Genomic DNA, 18,109 nt, shown 5'->3' with positions numbered 1-18,109 from the left:
GGAATTATTATGCAAATACCACACTACGCACTGACATTGAATGTCAATGCACAGAACAGCACTCAGGCGATTATCGCAAAGCAGTACGACGACAAGTCAAGATACATTGACATAGTACTTACTGCCGATAATAAGCCTATTGTACTCAACAAGGAGCGTGTAACGCTCACAGCATACGACAAAAAGGCTAAAGAAACCATTGCGGTCACTAACTGCACAATCGTTGATGGCATTATAGTTGCAGAGCTTACAGCCTCTGTTCTTTCTGTCGCAACAACCCTCGAATGTGAAATCACCGTCTATGGCACAAATAAGGAAATCCTTACTTCCGCAAGATTTAATTGCGTTGTTGATGCAAAACTTTCAACCGAAGTTGTCGAGCGTGAAAACGATTTTAGTGCCTTGCAAAATGCTCTTGCAGATGTTGCAAACACGAGCAATCGCATTGATGAGGTTTCGAGCCAAACGCAGCCAATTAAGCTTGGCGGTACGGGCGCAACAACGGCACTTGCAGCTCTCAATAATCTCGGTGGAGCGGCAATAAGTCTTGCAACAGCTATTCCGGCAAATGCAAATTTAAATAGTTATCTCACCGCCGGTACATATGATGTGCCTAATTCGGTTATAGCAAGCCTTACAAATTCGCCTTTTGCAAGTCGAGCATATAAACTTTATATTATCGCTTGCGCTTCAGAGTCTTACATAACACAGATAGCGATTTCACCCTACTATGGTGAAATCTGTATAAGAGATTATGACTATACAGCTAAATCCTGGAACGATTGGAATAAAATAGTATCCCAGCCTACAACAGTTTCAGAAACGGGAACTTGGACTCCAACTGTAAAAGAGGGTACTATAACAGTTAAAAATGCGGGCTATGTCTATGACGGAAATACTATTATGGTTAATACTCAGATAGTATTCGGCAGTGATTTTAATAAATCAGCGAATATATACGGCTTGCCAATCGCAAGAAAAGTTACAGCGTCATTGAGTGTTTATGTTAATGATGATACTACAATGGCTAAGGCAATTATTATGGTTGATGATAGTGCTGATACTTGTATAAAGATTTCATCGCAAAATTCTATCGCTAATAAATCAATCATAATCACAGGCACATATTTAGTTTAATTTTGGAGGTTTTATTATGGAAATTAAGAATGTTATTACAGTAGATAATCTTACAACAGAAAGCGTATCAGTTAAAACTCAGCGTGTACTCATCGAGGATAACGGTACAGAAACCACTCTCGGCTTGCCTTCACGCAAGGCTTATGCTAATTCAAACGATGGTCGCACAGAGCTTGCCGCAGAAGTTCCTGAGCCTTATTTCAGCGGTATTATTGCTGTTTGGGGTGATGAAATAGAAGAAAAGGAATGATTGCTATGGATTTCAAAATTATTGTAGCAGCAAAACTGACTGTATCAGCTTTGCTGTACTCGTAACATATTTAGATGCACTTATAGTACCTATTATAATCTTAATCACAGTATATTTCTGAACTTGCTAAAAAATATAATCTTTCTGAACGAATAGTGTATCGTTAAATTGTAAGGTTTAGTGATACACTTTTTGGCATTTATTTTAGATTAAGGAGAAAATATGAAATTAGAAATTACACGAGGTACAACGATATCGTTTATTCTGATTATTCAAAATGATGATGGGACGATATATCATCTTGAAGATGGAGAAAATCTTATTTTTGGAGTGAAATTTGATATAGAAAGTGATGAGTATCTTATAAAAAAGGTAATTACAGCAGAAAACAGAGAAGAAAATGGTTACTTGATTTCGCTTAAACCTGAAGATACTCAAAAGATGGAATTTAAGGATTATCGCTATGATATAGGCTTACAGACCGCAGACGGTGATTATTTTATGATAATACCTTGCAGTCAATGCATAATAACTCCAGCGGTAACGCAAAAGGAGGTTACATAATGATTTTGCAAGGACAAATAAAACAGGTGCAACATCTATCAGGCAAACTCAATAAACCCAGCGGCGGCAAGTCAGACCACTACATAAAAACCGCAAATTACTTTGACAAGCTTATCAAAACAACATCGAGAATAACTCCAATTGTGTATGAAAGCGAGGAAACAGAATGAGTTACATAAATAAATCAATAAGCATATACGGCACAGAAAAAGACTTCATAAAAGCTGTTGTCGATGAATTAACATCAGCAGACAGCAGGATAGTTTGCGAAACAGACATTGACGCAGAGTTTGCAAACGAGGATACATCACACAAGGTGAAGGTGGTTTTTAATGTGAACGGTTGCTATAAGCTAAGATTTGCCAGAGAGGTAAAATCTCAGTCGGTAAATTATTGGTATATGGAACAGGTTGTAAACGATACCGTTACAAACGGTGCAAAGGTATATTACAGTAATACACTTTATAACATTGATGCTGTGGCAACAAGAACTTGGAAAATGATTTTCGTATCGAATGATAACGCAATAGCTATGATATTTGGAAACTATAATTCTGATATGACAAATAGTTACAGTTACAATGTTTTTTCTTATCATGAAAATGGTTTTAATGTCGTATCGTTAATTCCAAATGAACCGGCTGCGTCAAAGCCGGCATTATCGGCAGAACTTTTGAGGACGGACGAGAGCAACAAAAATGAGGTTTATAAGATAAGCGTGAACCGCTTGAATTACTCAAGGGGTGACGATGTTGAAATCATAGAGAGTAAGGTGCTGTTTAAAAGCAATATTGCGGAACACGATATGAAAAATGTATGTGATTGCTCGAATGTTGTAGCAAAAAATATTTTGATGATTGATAGCGTAAGATATTTTGCGTTTGACACTAATACATTGATTAAAGTTAAGGAGAGATTACATTGAATATAACTGATTTTATAAAACCTGAACTGATGATACTTATACCAGTATTATACTTGGTTGGCGTAGCACTTAAAAAGTGTATAATGCCTGACAAGTATATACCTATTGTACTTGGTTGTGCTGGCATTATTTTATCTACAATATATTTACTGTCTATTACTCAGATAACATCCATGCAAGATGTTTGGGCTGCAATATTCGCCGCAATTACACAAGGTATACTTTGTGCCGGGGCGAGTGTTTATGCAAATCAAATTTATAAACAAATAAAAAAGGATGATTGATATATATGACACTAAGAGAAATCGCAATGCACTGCAAAATCAAGCAGTCAGAGCGAGAGGCGGATAAGTATAAGCAGCAGTCTGACTTGTATGAGAGCGTGCTGACGGGTACTGTTACGGAGTTTATTGTGCCTAAGAGCTGGACGAAGATTAGGCAGGGTATGTTTTACTCCTGTGTTAAGCTTACAAATATAACTATTCCAAACACCATAAAAACTATAGAAGTATCAGCATTTTCTTTCTGTTCAGGTCTTAAAAGCGTCGATATTTCAACGGGTGTACTAGAAATAAAAAATAATGCATTTTATTCTTGTTCAGCACTTACTGATATTACAATACCAAGCGGCGTTACTACTGTTAGTGCAACAGCATTTACTGGTTGCTCAAATCTTACAAATGTTACTCTTGGCAATGGATTTAATGCTAACACTCTCAATTTATCATCAAGCACAAAATATAGCGTAGACACGATTGTAGCAATGCTGACAGCTCTGGCAGACAGGTCAAATCAATCAGCGTATACACTCACACTTGGAGCAACTAATCTCGCAAAGCTCAGTGATGAGCAAAAGGCAATCGCCACAGATAAGAATTGGACTTTAGCATAACTGGAGGTGATAATATGACAACATCAAAAGTAACAGTAGTTAAGCTCGTGCCGAGCGAGGGCAAACATCTCAAAAATATCTCGACTGGCGAGGTCTACGAGGGCGAAATTTATCTTGCCAAATCTCTTAAAGCAAGTGATTTTATTGAGATTGACGATACAGAGTATCAACAGGCTAAAATCAAATCATCAATAGAGGAGTGATAAATATGAAAATAATCGCTGACGAAATTTATAACGATGATGAAACAGTAGATTTAGGCAGTATTGAATTGAGAAAAAACGATACAAGAGAATATCTATTAGATAGCACTGATGTAGATAAGTTGGACTCAATAAAGAAAGCACCAGACGGTAGCACGGCATTGTGTACAGATACAAGCGAGCTATATATTAAGCACAATGGCAAATGGAAAAAACAAAAAATATAAAAGTGAGGTAATTTACAATGACAGAACAGGTTAAAAGACAAATTATCAAGGCTCTTGCATATGGCAAAACGAATGACGAAATTAAAGAGTGTATGAATGTATCTGATGAAGATATTGACAGCATTACAGCGGAAGAAATCAAAGCAGAAAAGGCTTATTATAGGGAAATGGGGTATTTGCAATGAGAGAGAAGCTTATTGATGTAAGTACTTGGAATGGTAATATCGACTGGGATAAAGTCTATAAATCAGGCGTAAGATACGCTATGATTCGTTCAAGTTTTGGCGTAGAAAATCCTAATCAAATCGACAATAAATTTATCAGAAACATTGAAAACGCCATCAAGGCAGGCATTAAATGCGGTATTTATCATTATAGTTATGCAAAATCAGCCGCCGAAGCAAAAAAAGAGGCTGAATTTTGCTTAAAAACAATTAAAGGTTATAAGATAGATTTGCCCGTTGCTTTTGACATTGAGGATTCTTCGCAAACTCATCTTGGCAAAGACACTCTTACAAGCATTGTTATTGCCTTCTGCGATAAGATTAAGTCTGCCGGTTATACACCAATGTTATATTGTAACCCCAATTGGCTTAACAGTTACCTTCACAAAGATAAGCTAATAAGCAAATATGATTTATGGTTGGCTCACTGGGGTGTATCTTCACCTGCTTTTGAATGTACAATTTGGCAGTATTCAGAAAACGGCTTGATTTCTGGCATTTCCGGAAATGTTGATGTAAACTGGATTTTTAAAGATTATATAACTAAAAAACCAACTAAAACAAAAAATGGCGATAAAGTAAAGGTTATTAACAAGACTTCGTTCCTTCGCTCTCAGCCAATTTTTGATGATATGGGAGGAAGCTCCCGCAAGTTGACAACGCTTAAAATCGGAACTGTATGCGACTTTATTTCTGACAATGGTGATGGTTGGAGCAAAGTTCATGCAAATAATACAACAGGCTATATTCAGAACAGCAGAATCAATGGAACAGGGTTATCTGCTTGGCAGAAAGGCACTGCTTTGGGTGTACCAATTTACAGTAAGCCAAGTGATACCAAACCTTGTGCGTACATTAACAAGGGCGATAAGTTCAATGTTGTATGCTCTATCAAGTCCGGCAAGTATAATGGTTGGTCTGTAATACACTATAACAATCAGGATAAATATATCCACACTGATATGCTAAAAATTTAAAATCTACATAATAAACTAAACACAAAAATAAAATCATAAACCTTACAAATTTAAAAACCGCTCTCAATTTTAATTTTTGAGAGCGGTTTTTTTATTTCATAAATGATTTTTAAATATAGTTTATGCAGTATTTAAACTCGCATAAATATCCAAATTGCTTTTTGCATTTTATTTGCAAATTTTTTGGATTTTATTTGCAAAGCTACAAAAATCAACTAAAGGCGGCGAGGGCTTTAGGAAACTCTCAATTACTCGATTTGGGCAAAATGTTCCCTTCAGGATTGATGCCGTTGATGATTTTTCAAATGTAAAGTTATTTACTATTCCTACTGTTGCAATAAAAATTATTAAAGGCGTAGAAATGGTATATTCAATGAATGCTTATAAAGTGTGGAAGCAAATAGGAAAAAAGACACTGATTGATTCTCATGCAAAATGGAATGAAGTAGCAAATAAATTGCACTTCGAAACTCTTTCGGCACAGCCTGTTGATGGTAATGATAAACAGTCCTCTTGGCTGACATTGCCCGACATGGAATTTGCTAATAAGGTTCTTGATTCCTCAAAACCACGCTATTACAGTGGAAGAAAGGGTATAGAACCTGCTGGTGCTAAAGGTATATATCTTTTAAAAAAACCTATCAGATGTCGAGATGGTCTTATGCTTATAGAAAACTGTATAGAAAGACAACGACGCAAAGATTTTCTTAAAAAGGGTGTTCATAAAGATAAAGTTGAAGAAACTTACATATTTCCAATGCTTGGCGGAAGAAATATTGCTAAATGGCAGGTGAAATCTAATGAATATATTTTAGTACCTCATTCGGGAAAATACAAATATGGTATTCCTGTAAAAGAGCTTGTAAAAACAGCTCCAAAAACAAATGAATGGTTAAATTATTATCACGATGAATTGTTGGCAAGTCGAATTCAAAATGGAAAATTCTTTAATGCAAGTACACAACCATATTATCGTTTAGACAATGTTGGTGAATACACTTATGCTCCATATAAAGTATTGTGGAAAGAACAGACTGGAAGTATGTCAGCAGTTGTAGTTAGTTCGTATCTTGAATCCATTCCAGATGCTGACAGAAATTTGTTTAGTGAAGACAAAACGATAGTTGTTGATTCGAAAGTACTTATGCTTGGCTTAAATAATATTGATGAAGCGTACTATGTTTGTGGTGTAATTAATGCCACAGATGTTGTCAAAATCATTGATGGATATGCTATATCAACTAATAGAGGAGTTGATGTATTGAAATACTTAGCTATTCCAAAATTCGACTCGAATATTCCGCTACATAATAAAATAGCTGAGTATTCTAAAAATATACACTGTGCTTTTAAAACTAATGATAAAGCGAATGTTAGTGAACTTGAAACATCTCTCAATAGCGCAGTACGAGAAATATTTGAATAGGATTAAGCTAAAAACTAAATTGATGAGGTGGTTAGATGTTTGAAAATGGATTGCAGTATGTCCGTTCTGATTTTCACCTACACACAAACAAGGACAAGGAATTTACATATACTGGTGAGCAAAATTCTTTCGTGAAGGATTATGTAGCTGTATTAAAAAAAAGCCAATATAAGTGTTGGCGTAATTACAAATCATAATAAATTTGATATTGATGAATATAAGGCTATTCGTAAGGCGGCAAAAAAGCAAGATATATTCATCTTGCCTGGAGTGGAATTAACTATCAAAGAAGGTGCAAACGGAATTCACACGCTGATTGTGTTTAATCCGGGTGAATGGCTTGAAAATGGTAGTAATCATATTCAAACATTTTTGACAGCCGCATTTGCCACTATCCCTAATCCCGAAAACCGCAATGTAAAAAGCATATATGACCTAAAGAAGGTATTTGAACAGTTAGAGGCCTATGGACGTGATTATTTTGTGGTATTCGCACACGTAGACCAAAATAGTGGCATATTTAGTGAATGTAAGGGTGGCTTACTTGAATCATTGGCCGGACTTACTTCGTTTAAAAATCGTGTTCTTGGTTTGCAGAAATCCAGGTCTCGCGACAATCTTAATCAATTCGAGAGATGCTTCGGTTTTTTGCCTGCTTTGGTTGAGGGCTCCGATCCGAAATCCATTACTGATATAGGTAAGGGAGACAAATGTACTTATTTGAAAATTGGCGAATATTCTTATTCCGCAATTAAATTTGCTTTGCAAGATTACAGAGATAGAGTTAGTGAAAATGTTTCAGAGAACAAACATGGGTTTATAGAATCAATATCATTCCAAGGTGGAAAGTTCGACGGACAAACAATTACGTTTTCTCGTGAGTTGAATACGCTCATTGGCATAAGAGGTAGCGGAAAATCTTCTATTTTAGAAGCGGTACGATATGTTTTGGGACTCACCGCACAAATGGACAAAGACTACAAGGATTCACTTGTTAAAAATGTTTTCGGTTCTGGCGGTAAAGCAACGTTGAATGTAGTAGATAAATATGGTAAACACTATTTTGTCAGTCGAATATTTGGAGAACAAATAAATGTTCTCAATGAGAGTGGCAATGACTTAAATATTAATCCAATCAGCTTGTTCGATGGGGTACAGTATTTCGGTCAAAAAGATCTATCCGGTAGCACTGATCACGAAAATAGTTTGTTAGAAAAATTAATTAGCGGAAAAATTGGTCAACCCTCTAATTTAGATAGTTTTGTGAGTGAATTAGTCGGAAATGTAGAACGTTTACTGGACGTAAGTAAAATCCCACAGCAAATGCCCACAGCAAATGGTAGAAGCTACTACACAGCAAACAGAACTTGAGCATAAGCTTTCGATTTTTGAAGAAAAAGGGGTAGCAGATAAACTAAAAAAGCAAAGAGGATACACCACTGACACCACAAAGCTTGATACGGTGAAAAAAAGAATTGACTCGATTTTGCGTGATATTCGTAATGTATTTTCAAGAAATTCAATTGTGTCAAGTACTTTGGACGGATATAGTAGTGAGTTTAATACAGACATCTTTGAAGATGTTTCAGCGGTATTGTCTCTAATTGATGTTCAACTCACGCAAATCGGTTCCTGCATTGATGAAATTGAAAAACAGTGCAACAGTGTGGGTGATATAATTTCCCGTTTGAAAGAGCGAACTGATAGCTTGGCAGATGAATTTGCCGAAATTAAAAGAGAGATTAAAGATGAAACTTTGGATGTTGATAGTTTTGTCAAAATGACCGCTGAGTTGCAAAAGACCAAGGAAAAGTTACAGTTACTAAGTGACGAAGCATCCTCCAAATCAAAAATAGAAACATCATTTACTAAGGCGGCAAGAGAACGCAATGATGTCCTGTTGGCAACCTATAATGCGTATAAGGCCGAAACTGAACGTATTAATCAGAATCAAACAGAACTACGAATTGAAATCGCATTTAAGGGAGATCGAGAAGGATTCAAATCCCAATTGAAAAGTGATTTCAAGGGAACGGGAATCTCGGATAGCAAATACCAAGCTATTTGCGATACGTTCACCGACTACACAGCGATAATAGAAGACTGGATTATTTGCGATGGCAGCGAACTGAAAAAAATCGTTTCGTCCGGTGAATATGCTAAATTGGAAGAAAAACTTCGTAATCAATACGAAGAATTATTGGGCAGGCAAGTTGAAAACAAAGTAAATATCTATTATCATGGGAAGCTGTTGCGGCAACACTCGATTGGTCAACGAGCCTCGGCACTAATTCTGTTTATATTGACACAAGATGATAACGATGTCATTTTTATTGATCAACCAGAAGATGATCTTGACAATAAGGTAATCTACGATGAGGTTATTACTGCTATTACGCGGAAGAAACCGCATATGCAGTTCGTATTTGCTACGCATAATGCGAACATCCCAGTGCTTGGCGATTCTGAAAGGGTCTTAGTAGTTGAGTATCAAGAAACAAAAATCGATGTAGTACAAGGAAATATTGACCTGAATTCGACACATAAACAAATTGTTGATATTATGGAAGGTGGCAAAGAGGCTTTTGATAAGCGACAACTTATTTATGCTTCTTGGCATTAAAATTTCTTATGTATTGGCAACGAAATGGCAACAAAAAATCGGATAGCGTATGCTTTACCGATAATTCAAATAATGTAGATAATCCCTACTAAATTTCATAAACAAAAGTGTTTAAGATTGATTTACAGGGAGCGAGTGGGAATAACTTATATTGTTTTTGGGCAACACCGATTTTTAACCATCGGTAAAATTTAATATTCTCGAATGACCTTGAAGGAGCAATTCCTTTAAGGTCATTTTTTACGCCCAGAATCGCAGAAACCCTTGAAAATACAAGCGATTTTGTCAATAAAATTCTGATTTTATTGTAATTGAATGAGTGCAACTGAGAAAGTGATTTTTGCCCTTTGGTTAAAATGAGCTTTGTCCTATAACAATTTTGGTATAAATGTGAGTAGGTTTGAAGAGTTGTTTCTATATTCTCATGACCAAGTGTTTCGAATATAAATAACATGGCAATTTGCAATAAAAACCGCTTACAGAGTTGTTGTCTGTAAGCGGTTTTTACTATTACATTTTTAAATTTTTTATCAGAGATTCAAATATTCTTCTTCAATTCCGAACCAGTATCTAAGAGAAAAATCAGGTTCGTAATCTTCATCAAATAGTTCTATTAAAGAAGCATCAACAGTTATAGAAAAACTAACACAATAAATGTCATAAGTTGAATCATTAACTTTCAAAATAGCTACAAGATAACCTTTAGGAAGGGTAACATTTCCATACTTTGATGTTAGTTTAGCGGTCTTTAATATTTTACCATATCTTGTTACATCTTTGAAAGAAGCTTTCTTGGACTCAACTTGATATACTGGAATTTCTGATGATTCATCGGAAGATTCTTTTGAACTTTCTACTGAACTTTCAGAAACTGCCTTAGAAGATTCCGCAGAACTCTCGCTTGATGATTCGGTGGAGGATTCTTTTGAGCTTTCAGCCGAACTTTCAGAAACTGCCTTAGAAGACTCAACAGAACTCTCGCTTGATGATTCGGCAGAGGATTCTTGTGAACTTTCTGTCGAGCTTTCGGAAACCGATTTAGACGATTCGGCAGTACTTTGTGTTGTGGTTTGCGAATTGTTGCAAGCTGTTAGTGCTGAAATAATTCCAAGTGCAAGAAGTGCCGCTAAAATCTTTTTTACAGTGTTTTTTCTCATTAGTATTCTCCTCCTAAAATTTTATAAATCGAGAAAATAAAAAAGTGCGTAACCGAAGTCACGCACCGAAAAGCACATAACTCCGATTGTTGCGACACAATTCTAAAACTCTACTCTTGCAAGAAGACTTAAAGAAAGGAGAATGTGTTTTTACCAAATGTAAAAAACATTCTTCTTGCAAGAATAAAGAAAATCATTATAGATAGAAAAATCCTATAATTAGAGCTATTGAATTGTGTCGCAAGTATATATTACCATAAGTGACTAAAAAATACAAGATTTTTTACTTGGTAAATATACATAAAATTTAATCTAAAAAGCTGTTGAAAATCTACAACAAAAAGTCCAAAAAAGTGCTATAATATTTTATAGAGAATATTGTGAATATATATGGTATTGCGGAATGGGTGTTGACTTTATGAGCAGTGTTAGCGTTTCGGTTATTATTCCAACAAGAAATGTCGCTGAAAATATTGCAAATATTATTAAATCAGTAAGCAAAAACTGTGTTGGTCTTGATGTTGAATATTTGATAATTGATATGAATTCGACAGATTCTACCGTCAGAAATGCACTTAATGCTATTAAAGCCAACAAGCTGAACGGATTTGTTCTTCAAAATGGCAGTTCCACTGTCGGAAGTGCCTTGAATACCGGAATTTATAAGGCATCGGGAAAGTATATATCCTTTGTTTTCGCAAGAACGCTTTATAGCGATTTTATTCCAAGTTATTATGAGCTTGCAGAAAAAAATGGGGCAGATTTTGTATTCGCATCGTCTAAGCTTTCTGATGAGGAAACCAAGGCAACGGCTGTCGGCTTGAATAATATTAAAGGCGAGGATTTGGCAATAGCGATTGCAAGGTCGATTATTTCGGTTGAGATTCCTGCAATTATGCTAAGAAATGATTTTGTACAGGAAAATAAAATTTTATTTTCGGAAAATTGTCGCAGAGGTTATGCGGAGCAGTATGTTTATAAAATTGCTTTGGCTAACCCAAAGACGGCTTTTTCTGAATTTAAGCTTAAAAAGGATACAGAAAATCAAGCACCTATTAAGGAAAGCAATGATAACAAGGAACTACATATTTTAGAGAGGGTAGATGCTATCCGAGAAATTGCAGAGTTCGTTGAATCAAGATTTGGAAATAACAGGGAACTTTGTGAGCTTTTCAGATACGAAAAACTTCCTGATGTTATTATGAATTGTGTGGATACTCTCCTGAAAAACGGTGTAAAACCATCTTCAATAAGAACGGCTATGAAGATAAAACGCTGTGATGAAATGCTTGAAGTTTCTAAAAATGCCCCAAATAGTCTTAAAAAGCGTGTATTTATATGGAAAAATTTCCCTAAGCTATACAAACCCCAATAAAAAATAAAATGTTCAAAAAATTGAAAAAAGGCATTGACAAATTATAAGTAATGTGGTATATTTATTTTACCTCACAAGGGGCTTATTTTTTTGCCCTTTATTATTGCGAATGTCTTTTTCATAAGCAATATTTGCAATAATAAAAGCAGGCTGAGATTCGGTAATCTGCCTGTTTTATGATTGCAGAGAGTAAAGGATTCCCTGCAAGAGGGAGGCTAAATTATTCCGAAATACCGGGAGGTGCCGTCATGAGAGTAAAAGTTACATTAGCCTGCACGGAGTGCAAACAGAGAAACTACAACACAATGAAGAACAAGAAGAATGACCCCGACAGACTTGAGATGAACAAGTATTGCAGATTCTGCAAGAAGCACACTCTTCATAAAGAGACAAAGTGATCACGCTACGGAGGTAAATTATGGCTAAAAAAACCGATAACGAAAAAAAGCCGAATATCTTCGTAAGAGCAGGTCGGCGAATCAAGAAATTCTTCCGTGACACAAAAAGCGAGATCAAGAAGATTGCATGGCCGACTCCAAAGGCTACCTTTAAAAATATGGGTATAGTCCTTTTGGCTATTGTCATCATCGGTGCGTTTATTTTCGCACTCGACAGTGGACTTTACGCTCTGCTCGGTTTGGTTATGCATGTTTCTAACTGAGTATGATCGGAGGAGAAACTATGGCTGACAACGAAGCAAGATGGTATGTTGTCCATACTTATTCGGGCTACGAAAACAAAGTAGCTTCTAATCTCGAAACAACCGTAGAGAACAGAAATCTTGGACATCTTATTCAGGAAATCAGAGTTCCTACCGAAAAGGTAACAGAGATTAAGGACAATAAGAGCCGTGAGGTTGAACGCAAGGTTTTCCCAGGCTATGTTATTGTTAAAATGATTATGAATGACGACAGCTGGTATGTTGTCCGCAATATTCGCGGTTGCACTGGCTTCGTAGGTCCAAGCTCCAAGCCTGTTCCGCTTACTGATGAAGAAGTAGAACGCCTTGGAGTTGAGATTAAAAATGTTGAGGTCAATTATAATGTCGGTGATTCTGTAAGAATTATTGACGGACCGTTTGACGATTCAGTCGGTATAGTAGATGAACTCAACAAGGAAAAGAATAGCGTCCGAGTTATCATTCATATGTTCGGGCGTGAGACGCCGGTAGAGCTTGAGCTACATCAGGTTGAGCCGGTCGAGTGATTAAGCCAATAGCAGAAACGGTCTAAGCCACCGCGTCTGTTGTTATTGAGGGCATAAGCCCTCGTGGGAGGAAACGGCAAATCCGTTTTCCGCATTTATACCACGAATTTTGGAGGTGCAAAGAAAATGGCTCAAAAGGTAACAGGCTTTATTAAGCTTCAGATACCTGCAGGAAAGGCTACCCCGGCACCACCTGTTGGTCCTGCACTTGGACAGCATGGTGTCAACATTATGGCATTTACGAAGGAATTTAACGAGCGCACAAAGAATGACGTAGGAATGATTATTCCTGTTGTTATCACAGTTTATGCAGACCGTTCATTCACATTCGTAACAAAGACTCCACCTGCTGCCGTTCTTATTAAGAAGGCTTGTGGAATCGAAAGCGGTTCGGGCGTTCCGAACAAAACAAAGGTTGCAAAGATTACCCGTGAGCAGGTCAAGAAGATTGCTGAGCAAAAGATGCCAGACCTTAACGCAGCAAGCGTTGAGACAGCTATGAGCATGATTGCGGGCACAGCTCGCAGCATGGGCGTAGAAGTAGTCGATTGATCAAACCCGGGTGGGAGGAAATAATCCGATTTTACCACTCTACAGGGAGGACAAACCAATGAAACACGGTAAAAAATATGTCGATTCGCTCAAGCTTATCGACAAGTCAAAGAATTATGAAGCAAACGAAGCTATCGCACTTTGCGTACAGACAGGTAAGGCTAAGTTTGATGAAACTGTTGAAGTTCATGTAAGACTTGGTGTTGATAACCGTCACGCTGACCAGCAGGTTAGAGGTGCTATAGTTCTTCCAAACGGTACAGGTAAGACTGTACGAGTACTTGCTATCTGCAAGGGCGATAATGTTGCTCTCGCACAAGAAGCAGGTGCTGAATATGTCGGTGCAGAAGAGTTCACAACAAAGATTCAGAACGAGGGCTGGATGGATTTCGATGTTCTTATCACAACTCCTGATATGATGGGTCTTGTTGGTCGTCTTGGTAAGGTTCTTGGTCCTCGTGGACTTATGCCTAACCCAAAGGCTGGCACAGTTACTCCTGACATCGCTAAGGCTATCAAGGAAGCTAAGGCAGGTAAGATTGAATATCGTCTTGATAAGACAAACATCATTCACTGCCCAATCGGTAAGGTTTCTTTCGGTGCTGAAAAGGTTTCCGAGAACTTCGATGCTCTTCTTGATGCTATCATCAAGGCAAAGCCGGCTGCTGCAAAGGGTCAGTATGTTAAGAGCATTGCCGTTACAACAACAATGGGACCATCTGTCAGAATTAATACAGCTAAATACGTCTGATTTAACTCTTGACAACGGTTTGAAATTGTGTTATAATAATCAAGCTGTTCCAAAGACAGCAGGTATTGCATAACGGGTTTTCCCACCTGCCGAGGAAAGAGCCAGATTTACGATATTTCTGTGCCTTTCTCCGGAAAAGGGGTAAGGCACTTTTTTTGTGCCAATTTTCAAGGAGGTGAAATGTTATGCCAAGTCAGAAGGTTTTGGAGGAAAAGAAGCAAATAGTTGCTGACCTTACCGATAGAATCAAGAACTCTGTTGCAGGTGTTGTCGTTGATTATCACGGTATCTCTGTTGCAGACGACACAAAGCTTCGTAAAGAGCTTCGTGAGGCAGGCGTACATTATACTGTTATTAAGAACACACTTATTAAGTTCGCTGCTGATAATGCAGGTCTTTCAGGTCTTGATGATGTACTTAACGGTACAACTGCTATCGCAACAAGCGAAACTGATTATGTAGCTGCTGCAAGAATCCTTGCTAAGTATGCTGATTCACACGAGAAGTTCGCTATCAAATCAGGCTATCTTGATGGCGAGGTTATCAGCCTCGACAAGATTAATAGTCTTGCAAAGCTTCCTTCAAGAGAAGTCTTGCTCGCAAATGTTCTTGGTGCGTTCAACGCTCCTATCGCATCATTTGCTCGTGCTGTCCAGGCTATTGTTGATAAGGACGGCGAACCTGCTGAAGCTGCTGAAGCTCCTGCAGAGGCTTAATTTATTTAAAAATTACATTTTTCGGAGGTAAATATCATGGCATCAGAAAAGGTTACTGCTATTGTTGAAGAATTAAAGGGTCTTACAGTTCTCGAGCTTTCAGAGCTTGTACACGCTGTTGAAGATGAGTTCGGTGTTTCCGCAGCTGCTGCAGTTGTTGCAGGTCCTGCTGCTGAGGCAGGTGCTGCTGCAGAAGAGAAGACAGAGTTTGATGTTGTTCTTAAGTCTGCTGGTGGCGAGAAGATTAAGGTTATCAAGGTTGTTCGTGAGATCACAGGTCTTGGTCTTAAGGAAGCAAAGGCTATCGTTGACGAAGCTCCTAAGACACTTAAGGAAGCTGTTTCTAAGGACGATGCTGAAGCTATCAAGGCTAAGCTTTCAGAGGTTGGAGCAGAAGTCGAGATTAAGTAATTTGGCTCTTGCCGGATAATTTAATTTTTCGATTTTCTATGCGGATTAAGCCGATTTGTCACGGCTTATCCTGCTGACACCATAAGGAGGTGCATACAATGGCAAAGTGTGATGTATGCGGAAAGGGAGTTACCTTTGGTATAAAGGTTTCTCACTCACACAGAAGATCTAACAGAGCTTGGAAGCCAAATGTTGTCAAGGTTAAGGCAGTTGTTAATGGCAGTCCTAAGCGTATAAATGCCTGCACCCGTTGTCTGCGTTCGGGAAAGGTTACAAGAGCTGTCTAATGCTCTAACGATAGAAAAAGGCTTCCTTCGGGAAGTCTTTTTTCGTTAAGGGCTTTGTCCCTTTAGAAAATATTGATTAAGTATTTGTTATAGGAGTGGATAAAAATGGCTTTGCTTTCGGTTAATTCGCTTGATATGGGCTTTGGCGATGACGACCTCTTTTTGAATATGTCTTTCGAGATTCAACCTGGTGACCGCATTGGTCTTATCGGCGTAAACGGAAGCGGAAAGACAACCCTTTTTAAACTTCTTGTTGGAGACTATAAACCTAATAAGGGTACAATAAGTCTTGGCAAGGGTACAACCATCGGCTATATGGAGCAGCATGTCTGCCGAAATCTCGACCGTTCAGCATATGATGAGGTTGTGTCTGTATTTTCGCATCTTTCCGATATTGAGATGGAGCTTGATACACTTAATGCCCAAATTAGTGCTGGAATTGGCGATACAAATAAACTTGTTGAAAGACAAGCAATGCTGCACGATGAGTTTACTCGAAATGGCGGTCTTACATATCGCAGTAGGGCAAGGTCTGCTTTGCTTGGACTTGGTTTTGACGATAGTCGTATGAGCTTGCCTGTTGGTTCACTCAGTGGTGGTCAAAGAGCAAAGCTTCAGCTTGCTAAGTTGCTTTTATGTGGTGCAAAGCTTTTATTGCTTGATGAACCTACTAACCATCTTGATGTTCAGGCGGTGGAATGGCTTGAAGAATATTTGCTCAATTCAAATAGTTCTTATATAGTCATTTCGCATGATAGATATTTTCTTGATAAGGTTACGAATAAAACCTTTGACCTTGAGCATAAAAAACTGACAATGTATAAGGGTAACTATTCAACTTATCTGCCACAAAAACAAGAGAGAGAGCTTACAAAACAGCGTGAATATGATAATACTATGCGTGAAATTCATAGGCTTGAGGGTATTATTGAACAGCAGAAGCGTTGGAACAGAGAAAAGAATATCAAGACCGCCGAAAGCAAGCAAAAGGTTATTGACAGACTTCAAAAGAATCTCGAAAAGCCGGAAAATGCTCCAGGAGAGATTAACTTCACTCTTTCTGCAAATGAAAGAAGTGGCGATGATGTTCTCTTGGTTGAAAACCTTGCAGTTGGTTTTGATGGCAACACTATTTTCGAGAATGTTAATATGGATATAAAGCGTGGAGAGCGTGTATTTTTGATTGGACCTAATGGTTGCGGAAAAACTTCCCTGCTTAAAACGCTTATGAAACTTTATGAGGCACAAAGTGGTAGAATTACACTTGGTGAAGGTGTTAAAATCGGCTACTATGACCAGATTCAGCAGAATGTTGATAGCAACAAGACTATATTTGATGAGATTTCGGACAAGTATCCGGCTATGACTAACACTGAAATACGCAATACCCTCGCAAGATTTATGTTCAAAGGTGAAGATGTATTTAAATATGTTTCTGATTTAAGCGGTGGCGAGAGGGCAAGGGTACTTCTCACAGAGCTTATGCTTTCGGGTGCAAATTTCCTATTGCTCGATGAGCCTACAAACCATCTTGATATAAGTTCCTGCGAAGCTTTGCAGACTGCTCTTATGAATTACGAAGGTACGCTTCTTGCGGTTTCTCACGATAGATACTTGATAAATTCGCTTGCTGATAGGATTTATTATCTGACAGATAGAGGAGTAGAGGAATTTCGTGGCAGTTATGATGAGTTTATGGAAAAAACTCATAAAGATGAAATTATTCAAAAGCCAAAGCAAAAACAAGAAAGTGAAAATAAGCTTGATTATAAGAATAAAAAAGAGCGAGATGCTCAAAGACGCAAGGCAAAAGCTGATTTAAATAGGCTTGAGGCAAAAATTACAGAAGTAGAGGAGAATATTTCTGAACTTGAGGAACAGCTTCAAGCACCTGAAACGGCAAGTGATTATGAGCTTGCAACAAAGCTTTCAGAAGAACTTCAAACAAAGAATGATGAGCTTGAGCAATATATGGATAAATGGGCGGAGCTTTCTGAAATTGTTGAATCGGCTGAATCCTGAAATTCTTTGTCTGTATTTTAAAATATAAGCGTTTTTAATCATCAATTCAAAGAGATTGTATGAAAAAAATGTAGATAAATTTCAGAATTAAGGTTGACCGAATCAAAAAATACTGCTATTATAATATGAGCAGAGCGAATTTCTGCAAATAAATTTTTTCGGCATATTGCTGTATTATAAATTT

Annotated in this window: 23 protein-coding genes, 1 pseudogene and 1 other annotated feature; of the genes and pseudogenes, 23 read left to right on the top strand and 1 reads right to left on the bottom strand. The window is 37.5% G+C overall.

The annotated features are described in order from the left end of the window. The first annotated feature begins 9 nt into the window (after positions 1-9). The 13 genes and pseudogenes from ACLU24_RS09330 (at position 10) to ACLU24_RS09270 (ending at position 9,448) form a co-directional block, all read left to right on the top strand. Complete coding sequence (locus ACLU24_RS09330; RefSeq protein ID WP_412612218.1) at positions 10-1,137, top strand: BppU family phage baseplate upper protein; 1,128 nt, start codon at positions 10-12, stop codon at positions 1,135-1,137. Between the two features lie 16 nt (positions 1,138-1,153). After that, complete coding sequence (locus ACLU24_RS09325) at positions 1,154-1,387, top strand: hypothetical protein (RefSeq protein ID WP_412612216.1); 234 nt, start codon at positions 1,154-1,156, stop codon at positions 1,385-1,387. Between the two features lie 222 nt (positions 1,388-1,609). Further along, positions 1,610-1,951 carry a hypothetical protein gene (locus ACLU24_RS09320; RefSeq protein WP_412612214.1) on the top strand — a complete coding sequence of 114 codons (342 nt, stop codon included), beginning with the start codon at positions 1,610-1,612 and terminating at the stop codon, positions 1,949-1,951. Beyond that, a complete protein-coding gene (locus ACLU24_RS09315) occupies positions 1,951-2,121 on the top strand; it encodes a hypothetical protein (protein ID WP_412612213.1) in 171 nt (56 codons plus the stop codon). The genes ACLU24_RS09320 and ACLU24_RS09315 overlap by 1 nt, the downstream gene beginning before the upstream one ends. Further along, positions 2,118-2,876 carry a hypothetical protein gene (locus ACLU24_RS09310; protein ID WP_412612211.1) on the top strand — a complete coding sequence of 253 codons (759 nt, stop codon included), beginning with the start codon at positions 2,118-2,120 and terminating at the stop codon, positions 2,874-2,876. Before ACLU24_RS09315 ends, ACLU24_RS09310 begins: the two co-directional genes overlap by 4 nt. After that, on the top strand, positions 2,873-3,160 hold the full coding sequence (locus ACLU24_RS09305; protein ID WP_412612210.1) for a phage holin family protein: 288 nt from the start codon (positions 2,873-2,875) through the stop codon (positions 3,158-3,160). Before ACLU24_RS09310 ends, ACLU24_RS09305 begins: the two co-directional genes overlap by 4 nt. A gap of 5 nt (positions 3,161-3,165) precedes the next feature. Next, positions 3,166-3,768 carry a leucine-rich repeat domain-containing protein gene (locus ACLU24_RS09300; protein WP_412612209.1) on the top strand — a complete coding sequence of 201 codons (603 nt, stop codon included), beginning with the start codon at positions 3,166-3,168 and terminating at the stop codon, positions 3,766-3,768. A gap of 14 nt (positions 3,769-3,782) precedes the next feature. Further along, on the top strand, positions 3,783-3,971 hold the full coding sequence (locus ACLU24_RS09295; RefSeq protein ID WP_412612207.1) for a hypothetical protein: 189 nt from the start codon (positions 3,783-3,785) through the stop codon (positions 3,969-3,971). 5 nt (positions 3,972-3,976) lie between these two features. Continuing rightward, positions 3,977-4,198 carry a hypothetical protein gene (locus ACLU24_RS09290; RefSeq protein WP_412612204.1) on the top strand — a complete coding sequence of 74 codons (222 nt, stop codon included), beginning with the start codon at positions 3,977-3,979 and terminating at the stop codon, positions 4,196-4,198. 17 nt (positions 4,199-4,215) lie between these two features. Continuing rightward, positions 4,216-4,383, top strand: a complete 168-nt coding sequence (locus ACLU24_RS09285; RefSeq protein ID WP_412612203.1) for a hypothetical protein — start codon at positions 4,216-4,218, stop codon at positions 4,381-4,383. Further along, a complete protein-coding gene (locus ACLU24_RS09280) occupies positions 4,380-5,399 on the top strand; it encodes a glycoside hydrolase family 25 protein (RefSeq protein WP_412612200.1) in 1,020 nt (339 codons plus the stop codon). The genes ACLU24_RS09285 and ACLU24_RS09280 overlap by 4 nt, the downstream gene beginning before the upstream one ends. Positions 5,400-5,553: 154 nt before the next feature. Further along, a complete protein-coding gene (locus ACLU24_RS09275; protein ID WP_412612198.1) occupies positions 5,554-6,825 on the top strand; it encodes a hypothetical protein in 1,272 nt (423 codons plus the stop codon). Positions 6,826-6,860: 35 nt separating this feature from the next. Beyond that, positions 6,861-9,448, top strand: a pseudogene (locus ACLU24_RS09270) (TrlF family AAA-like ATPase). A 530-nt stretch (positions 9,449-9,978) separates the two neighbouring features. Here the strand turns inward: ACLU24_RS09270 and ACLU24_RS09265 are convergent. Further along, positions 9,979-10,605 carry a hypothetical protein gene (locus ACLU24_RS09265; RefSeq protein ID WP_412612195.1) on the bottom strand — a complete coding sequence of 209 codons (627 nt, stop codon included), beginning with the start codon at positions 10,603-10,605 and terminating at the stop codon, positions 9,979-9,981. Between the two features lie 418 nt (positions 10,606-11,023). On the opposite strand from ACLU24_RS09265, the gene ACLU24_RS09260 reads away from it, so the two are divergent. The 10 genes from ACLU24_RS09260 to abc-f all read left to right on the top strand — a co-directional run bounded on the left by ACLU24_RS09260 (position 11,024) and on the right by abc-f (position 17,925). Beyond that, positions 11,024-11,980: a glycosyltransferase family 2 protein gene (locus ACLU24_RS09260; protein ID WP_412612192.1), complete on the top strand. Its 957-nt coding sequence runs from the start codon at positions 11,024-11,026 to the stop codon at positions 11,978-11,980. Between the two features lie 248 nt (positions 11,981-12,228). Further along, positions 12,229-12,378 (top strand): 50S ribosomal protein L33, encoded by a 150-nt coding sequence (gene rpmG, locus ACLU24_RS09255; RefSeq protein ID WP_106765055.1) that lies wholly within the window; start codon positions 12,229-12,231, stop codon positions 12,376-12,378. Positions 12,379-12,398: 20 nt separating this feature from the next. Further along, the gene (gene secE, locus ACLU24_RS09250) at positions 12,399-12,641 is read left to right on the top strand and encodes a preprotein translocase subunit SecE (protein WP_412612190.1); all 243 of its coding nucleotides are present in this window, start codon (positions 12,399-12,401) and stop codon (positions 12,639-12,641) included. 20 nt (positions 12,642-12,661) lie between these two features. Continuing rightward, positions 12,662-13,186 carry a transcription termination/antitermination protein NusG gene (gene nusG / locus ACLU24_RS09245; RefSeq protein ID WP_412612188.1) on the top strand — a complete coding sequence of 175 codons (525 nt, stop codon included), beginning with the start codon at positions 12,662-12,664 and terminating at the stop codon, positions 13,184-13,186. A 126-nt stretch (positions 13,187-13,312) separates the two neighbouring features. After that, positions 13,313-13,738 carry a 50S ribosomal protein L11 gene (rplK, locus tag ACLU24_RS09240; protein ID WP_022264748.1) on the top strand — a complete coding sequence of 142 codons (426 nt, stop codon included), beginning with the start codon at positions 13,313-13,315 and terminating at the stop codon, positions 13,736-13,738. A gap of 58 nt (positions 13,739-13,796) precedes the next feature. Continuing rightward, positions 13,797-14,489, top strand: coding sequence for a 50S ribosomal protein L1 (gene rplA, locus ACLU24_RS09235; RefSeq protein ID WP_412612185.1), 693 nt, complete (start codon positions 13,797-13,799; stop codon positions 14,487-14,489). Positions 14,490-14,520: 31 nt separating this feature from the next. After that, positions 14,521-14,654: a sequence feature (ribosomal protein L10 leader region), on the top strand. 20 nt (positions 14,655-14,674) lie between these two features. After that, positions 14,675-15,205, top strand: coding sequence for a 50S ribosomal protein L10 (gene rplJ, locus ACLU24_RS09230; RefSeq protein WP_412612182.1), 531 nt, complete (start codon positions 14,675-14,677; stop codon positions 15,203-15,205). 36 nt (positions 15,206-15,241) lie between these two features. Next, complete coding sequence (gene rplL, locus ACLU24_RS09225) at positions 15,242-15,616, top strand: 50S ribosomal protein L7/L12 (protein ID WP_412612180.1); 375 nt, start codon at positions 15,242-15,244, stop codon at positions 15,614-15,616. A gap of 98 nt (positions 15,617-15,714) precedes the next feature. After that, entirely contained in the window at positions 15,715-15,903 is a 189-nt protein-coding gene (gene rpmB, locus ACLU24_RS09220; RefSeq protein ID WP_412612177.1) for a 50S ribosomal protein L28, read from the top strand. Between the two features lie 105 nt (positions 15,904-16,008). After that, entirely contained in the window at positions 16,009-17,925 is a 1,917-nt protein-coding gene (gene abc-f / locus ACLU24_RS09215) for a ribosomal protection-like ABC-F family protein (RefSeq protein WP_412612174.1), read from the top strand. The last annotated feature ends 184 nt before the right edge of the window (positions 17,926-18,109 follow it).

It is taken from the genome of Pseudoruminococcus sp. (assembly GCF_047012705.1).
In the GTDB taxonomy this organism is placed as follows: domain Bacteria; phylum Bacillota; class Clostridia; order Oscillospirales; family Acutalibacteraceae; genus Pseudoruminococcus.
The sequence above is the reverse complement of the archived record's forward strand: the minus strand, read 5'-3'. Positions and strand labels throughout refer to the sequence as shown.

Coding starts and splice junctions, on each gene's coding strand:
- ACLU24_RS09330 (WP_412612218.1), top strand. CDS start 10: ATGCAAATACCACACTACGCACTGACATTGAATGTCAATGCACAGAAC.
- ACLU24_RS09295 (WP_412612207.1), top strand. CDS start 3,783: ATGACAACATCAAAAGTAACAGTAGTTAAGCTCGTGCCGAGCGAGGGC.
- ACLU24_RS09325 (WP_412612216.1), top strand. CDS start 1,154: ATGGAAATTAAGAATGTTATTACAGTAGATAATCTTACAACAGAAAGC.
- ACLU24_RS09315 (WP_412612213.1), top strand. CDS start 1,951: ATGATTTTGCAAGGACAAATAAAACAGGTGCAACATCTATCAGGCAAA.
- ACLU24_RS09260 (WP_412612192.1), top strand. CDS start 11,024: ATGAGCAGTGTTAGCGTTTCGGTTATTATTCCAACAAGAAATGTCGCT.
- rplL (WP_412612180.1), top strand. CDS start 15,242: ATGGCATCAGAAAAGGTTACTGCTATTGTTGAAGAATTAAAGGGTCTT.
- ACLU24_RS09320 (WP_412612214.1), top strand. CDS start 1,610: ATGAAATTAGAAATTACACGAGGTACAACGATATCGTTTATTCTGATT.
- ACLU24_RS09310 (WP_412612211.1), top strand. CDS start 2,118: ATGAGTTACATAAATAAATCAATAAGCATATACGGCACAGAAAAAGAC.
- rplJ (WP_412612182.1), top strand. CDS start 14,675: ATGCCAAGTCAGAAGGTTTTGGAGGAAAAGAAGCAAATAGTTGCTGAC.
- nusG (WP_412612188.1), top strand. CDS start 12,662: ATGGCTGACAACGAAGCAAGATGGTATGTTGTCCATACTTATTCGGGC.
- ACLU24_RS09285 (WP_412612203.1), top strand. CDS start 4,216: ATGACAGAACAGGTTAAAAGACAAATTATCAAGGCTCTTGCATATGGC.
- ACLU24_RS09290 (WP_412612204.1), top strand. CDS start 3,977: ATGAAAATAATCGCTGACGAAATTTATAACGATGATGAAACAGTAGAT.
- secE (WP_412612190.1), top strand. CDS start 12,399: ATGGCTAAAAAAACCGATAACGAAAAAAAGCCGAATATCTTCGTAAGA.
- ACLU24_RS09265 (WP_412612195.1), bottom strand. CDS start 10,605: ATGAGAAAAAACACTGTAAAAAAGATTTTAGCGGCACTTCTTGCACTT.
- rpmB (WP_412612177.1), top strand. CDS start 15,715: ATGGCAAAGTGTGATGTATGCGGAAAGGGAGTTACCTTTGGTATAAAG.
- abc-f (WP_412612174.1), top strand. CDS start 16,009: ATGGCTTTGCTTTCGGTTAATTCGCTTGATATGGGCTTTGGCGATGAC.
- ACLU24_RS09280 (WP_412612200.1), top strand. CDS start 4,380: ATGAGAGAGAAGCTTATTGATGTAAGTACTTGGAATGGTAATATCGAC.
- rplK (WP_022264748.1), top strand. CDS start 13,313: ATGGCTCAAAAGGTAACAGGCTTTATTAAGCTTCAGATACCTGCAGGA.
- rpmG (WP_106765055.1), top strand. CDS start 12,229: ATGAGAGTAAAAGTTACATTAGCCTGCACGGAGTGCAAACAGAGAAAC.
- rplA (WP_412612185.1), top strand. CDS start 13,797: ATGAAACACGGTAAAAAATATGTCGATTCGCTCAAGCTTATCGACAAG.
- ACLU24_RS09300 (WP_412612209.1), top strand. CDS start 3,166: ATGACACTAAGAGAAATCGCAATGCACTGCAAAATCAAGCAGTCAGAG.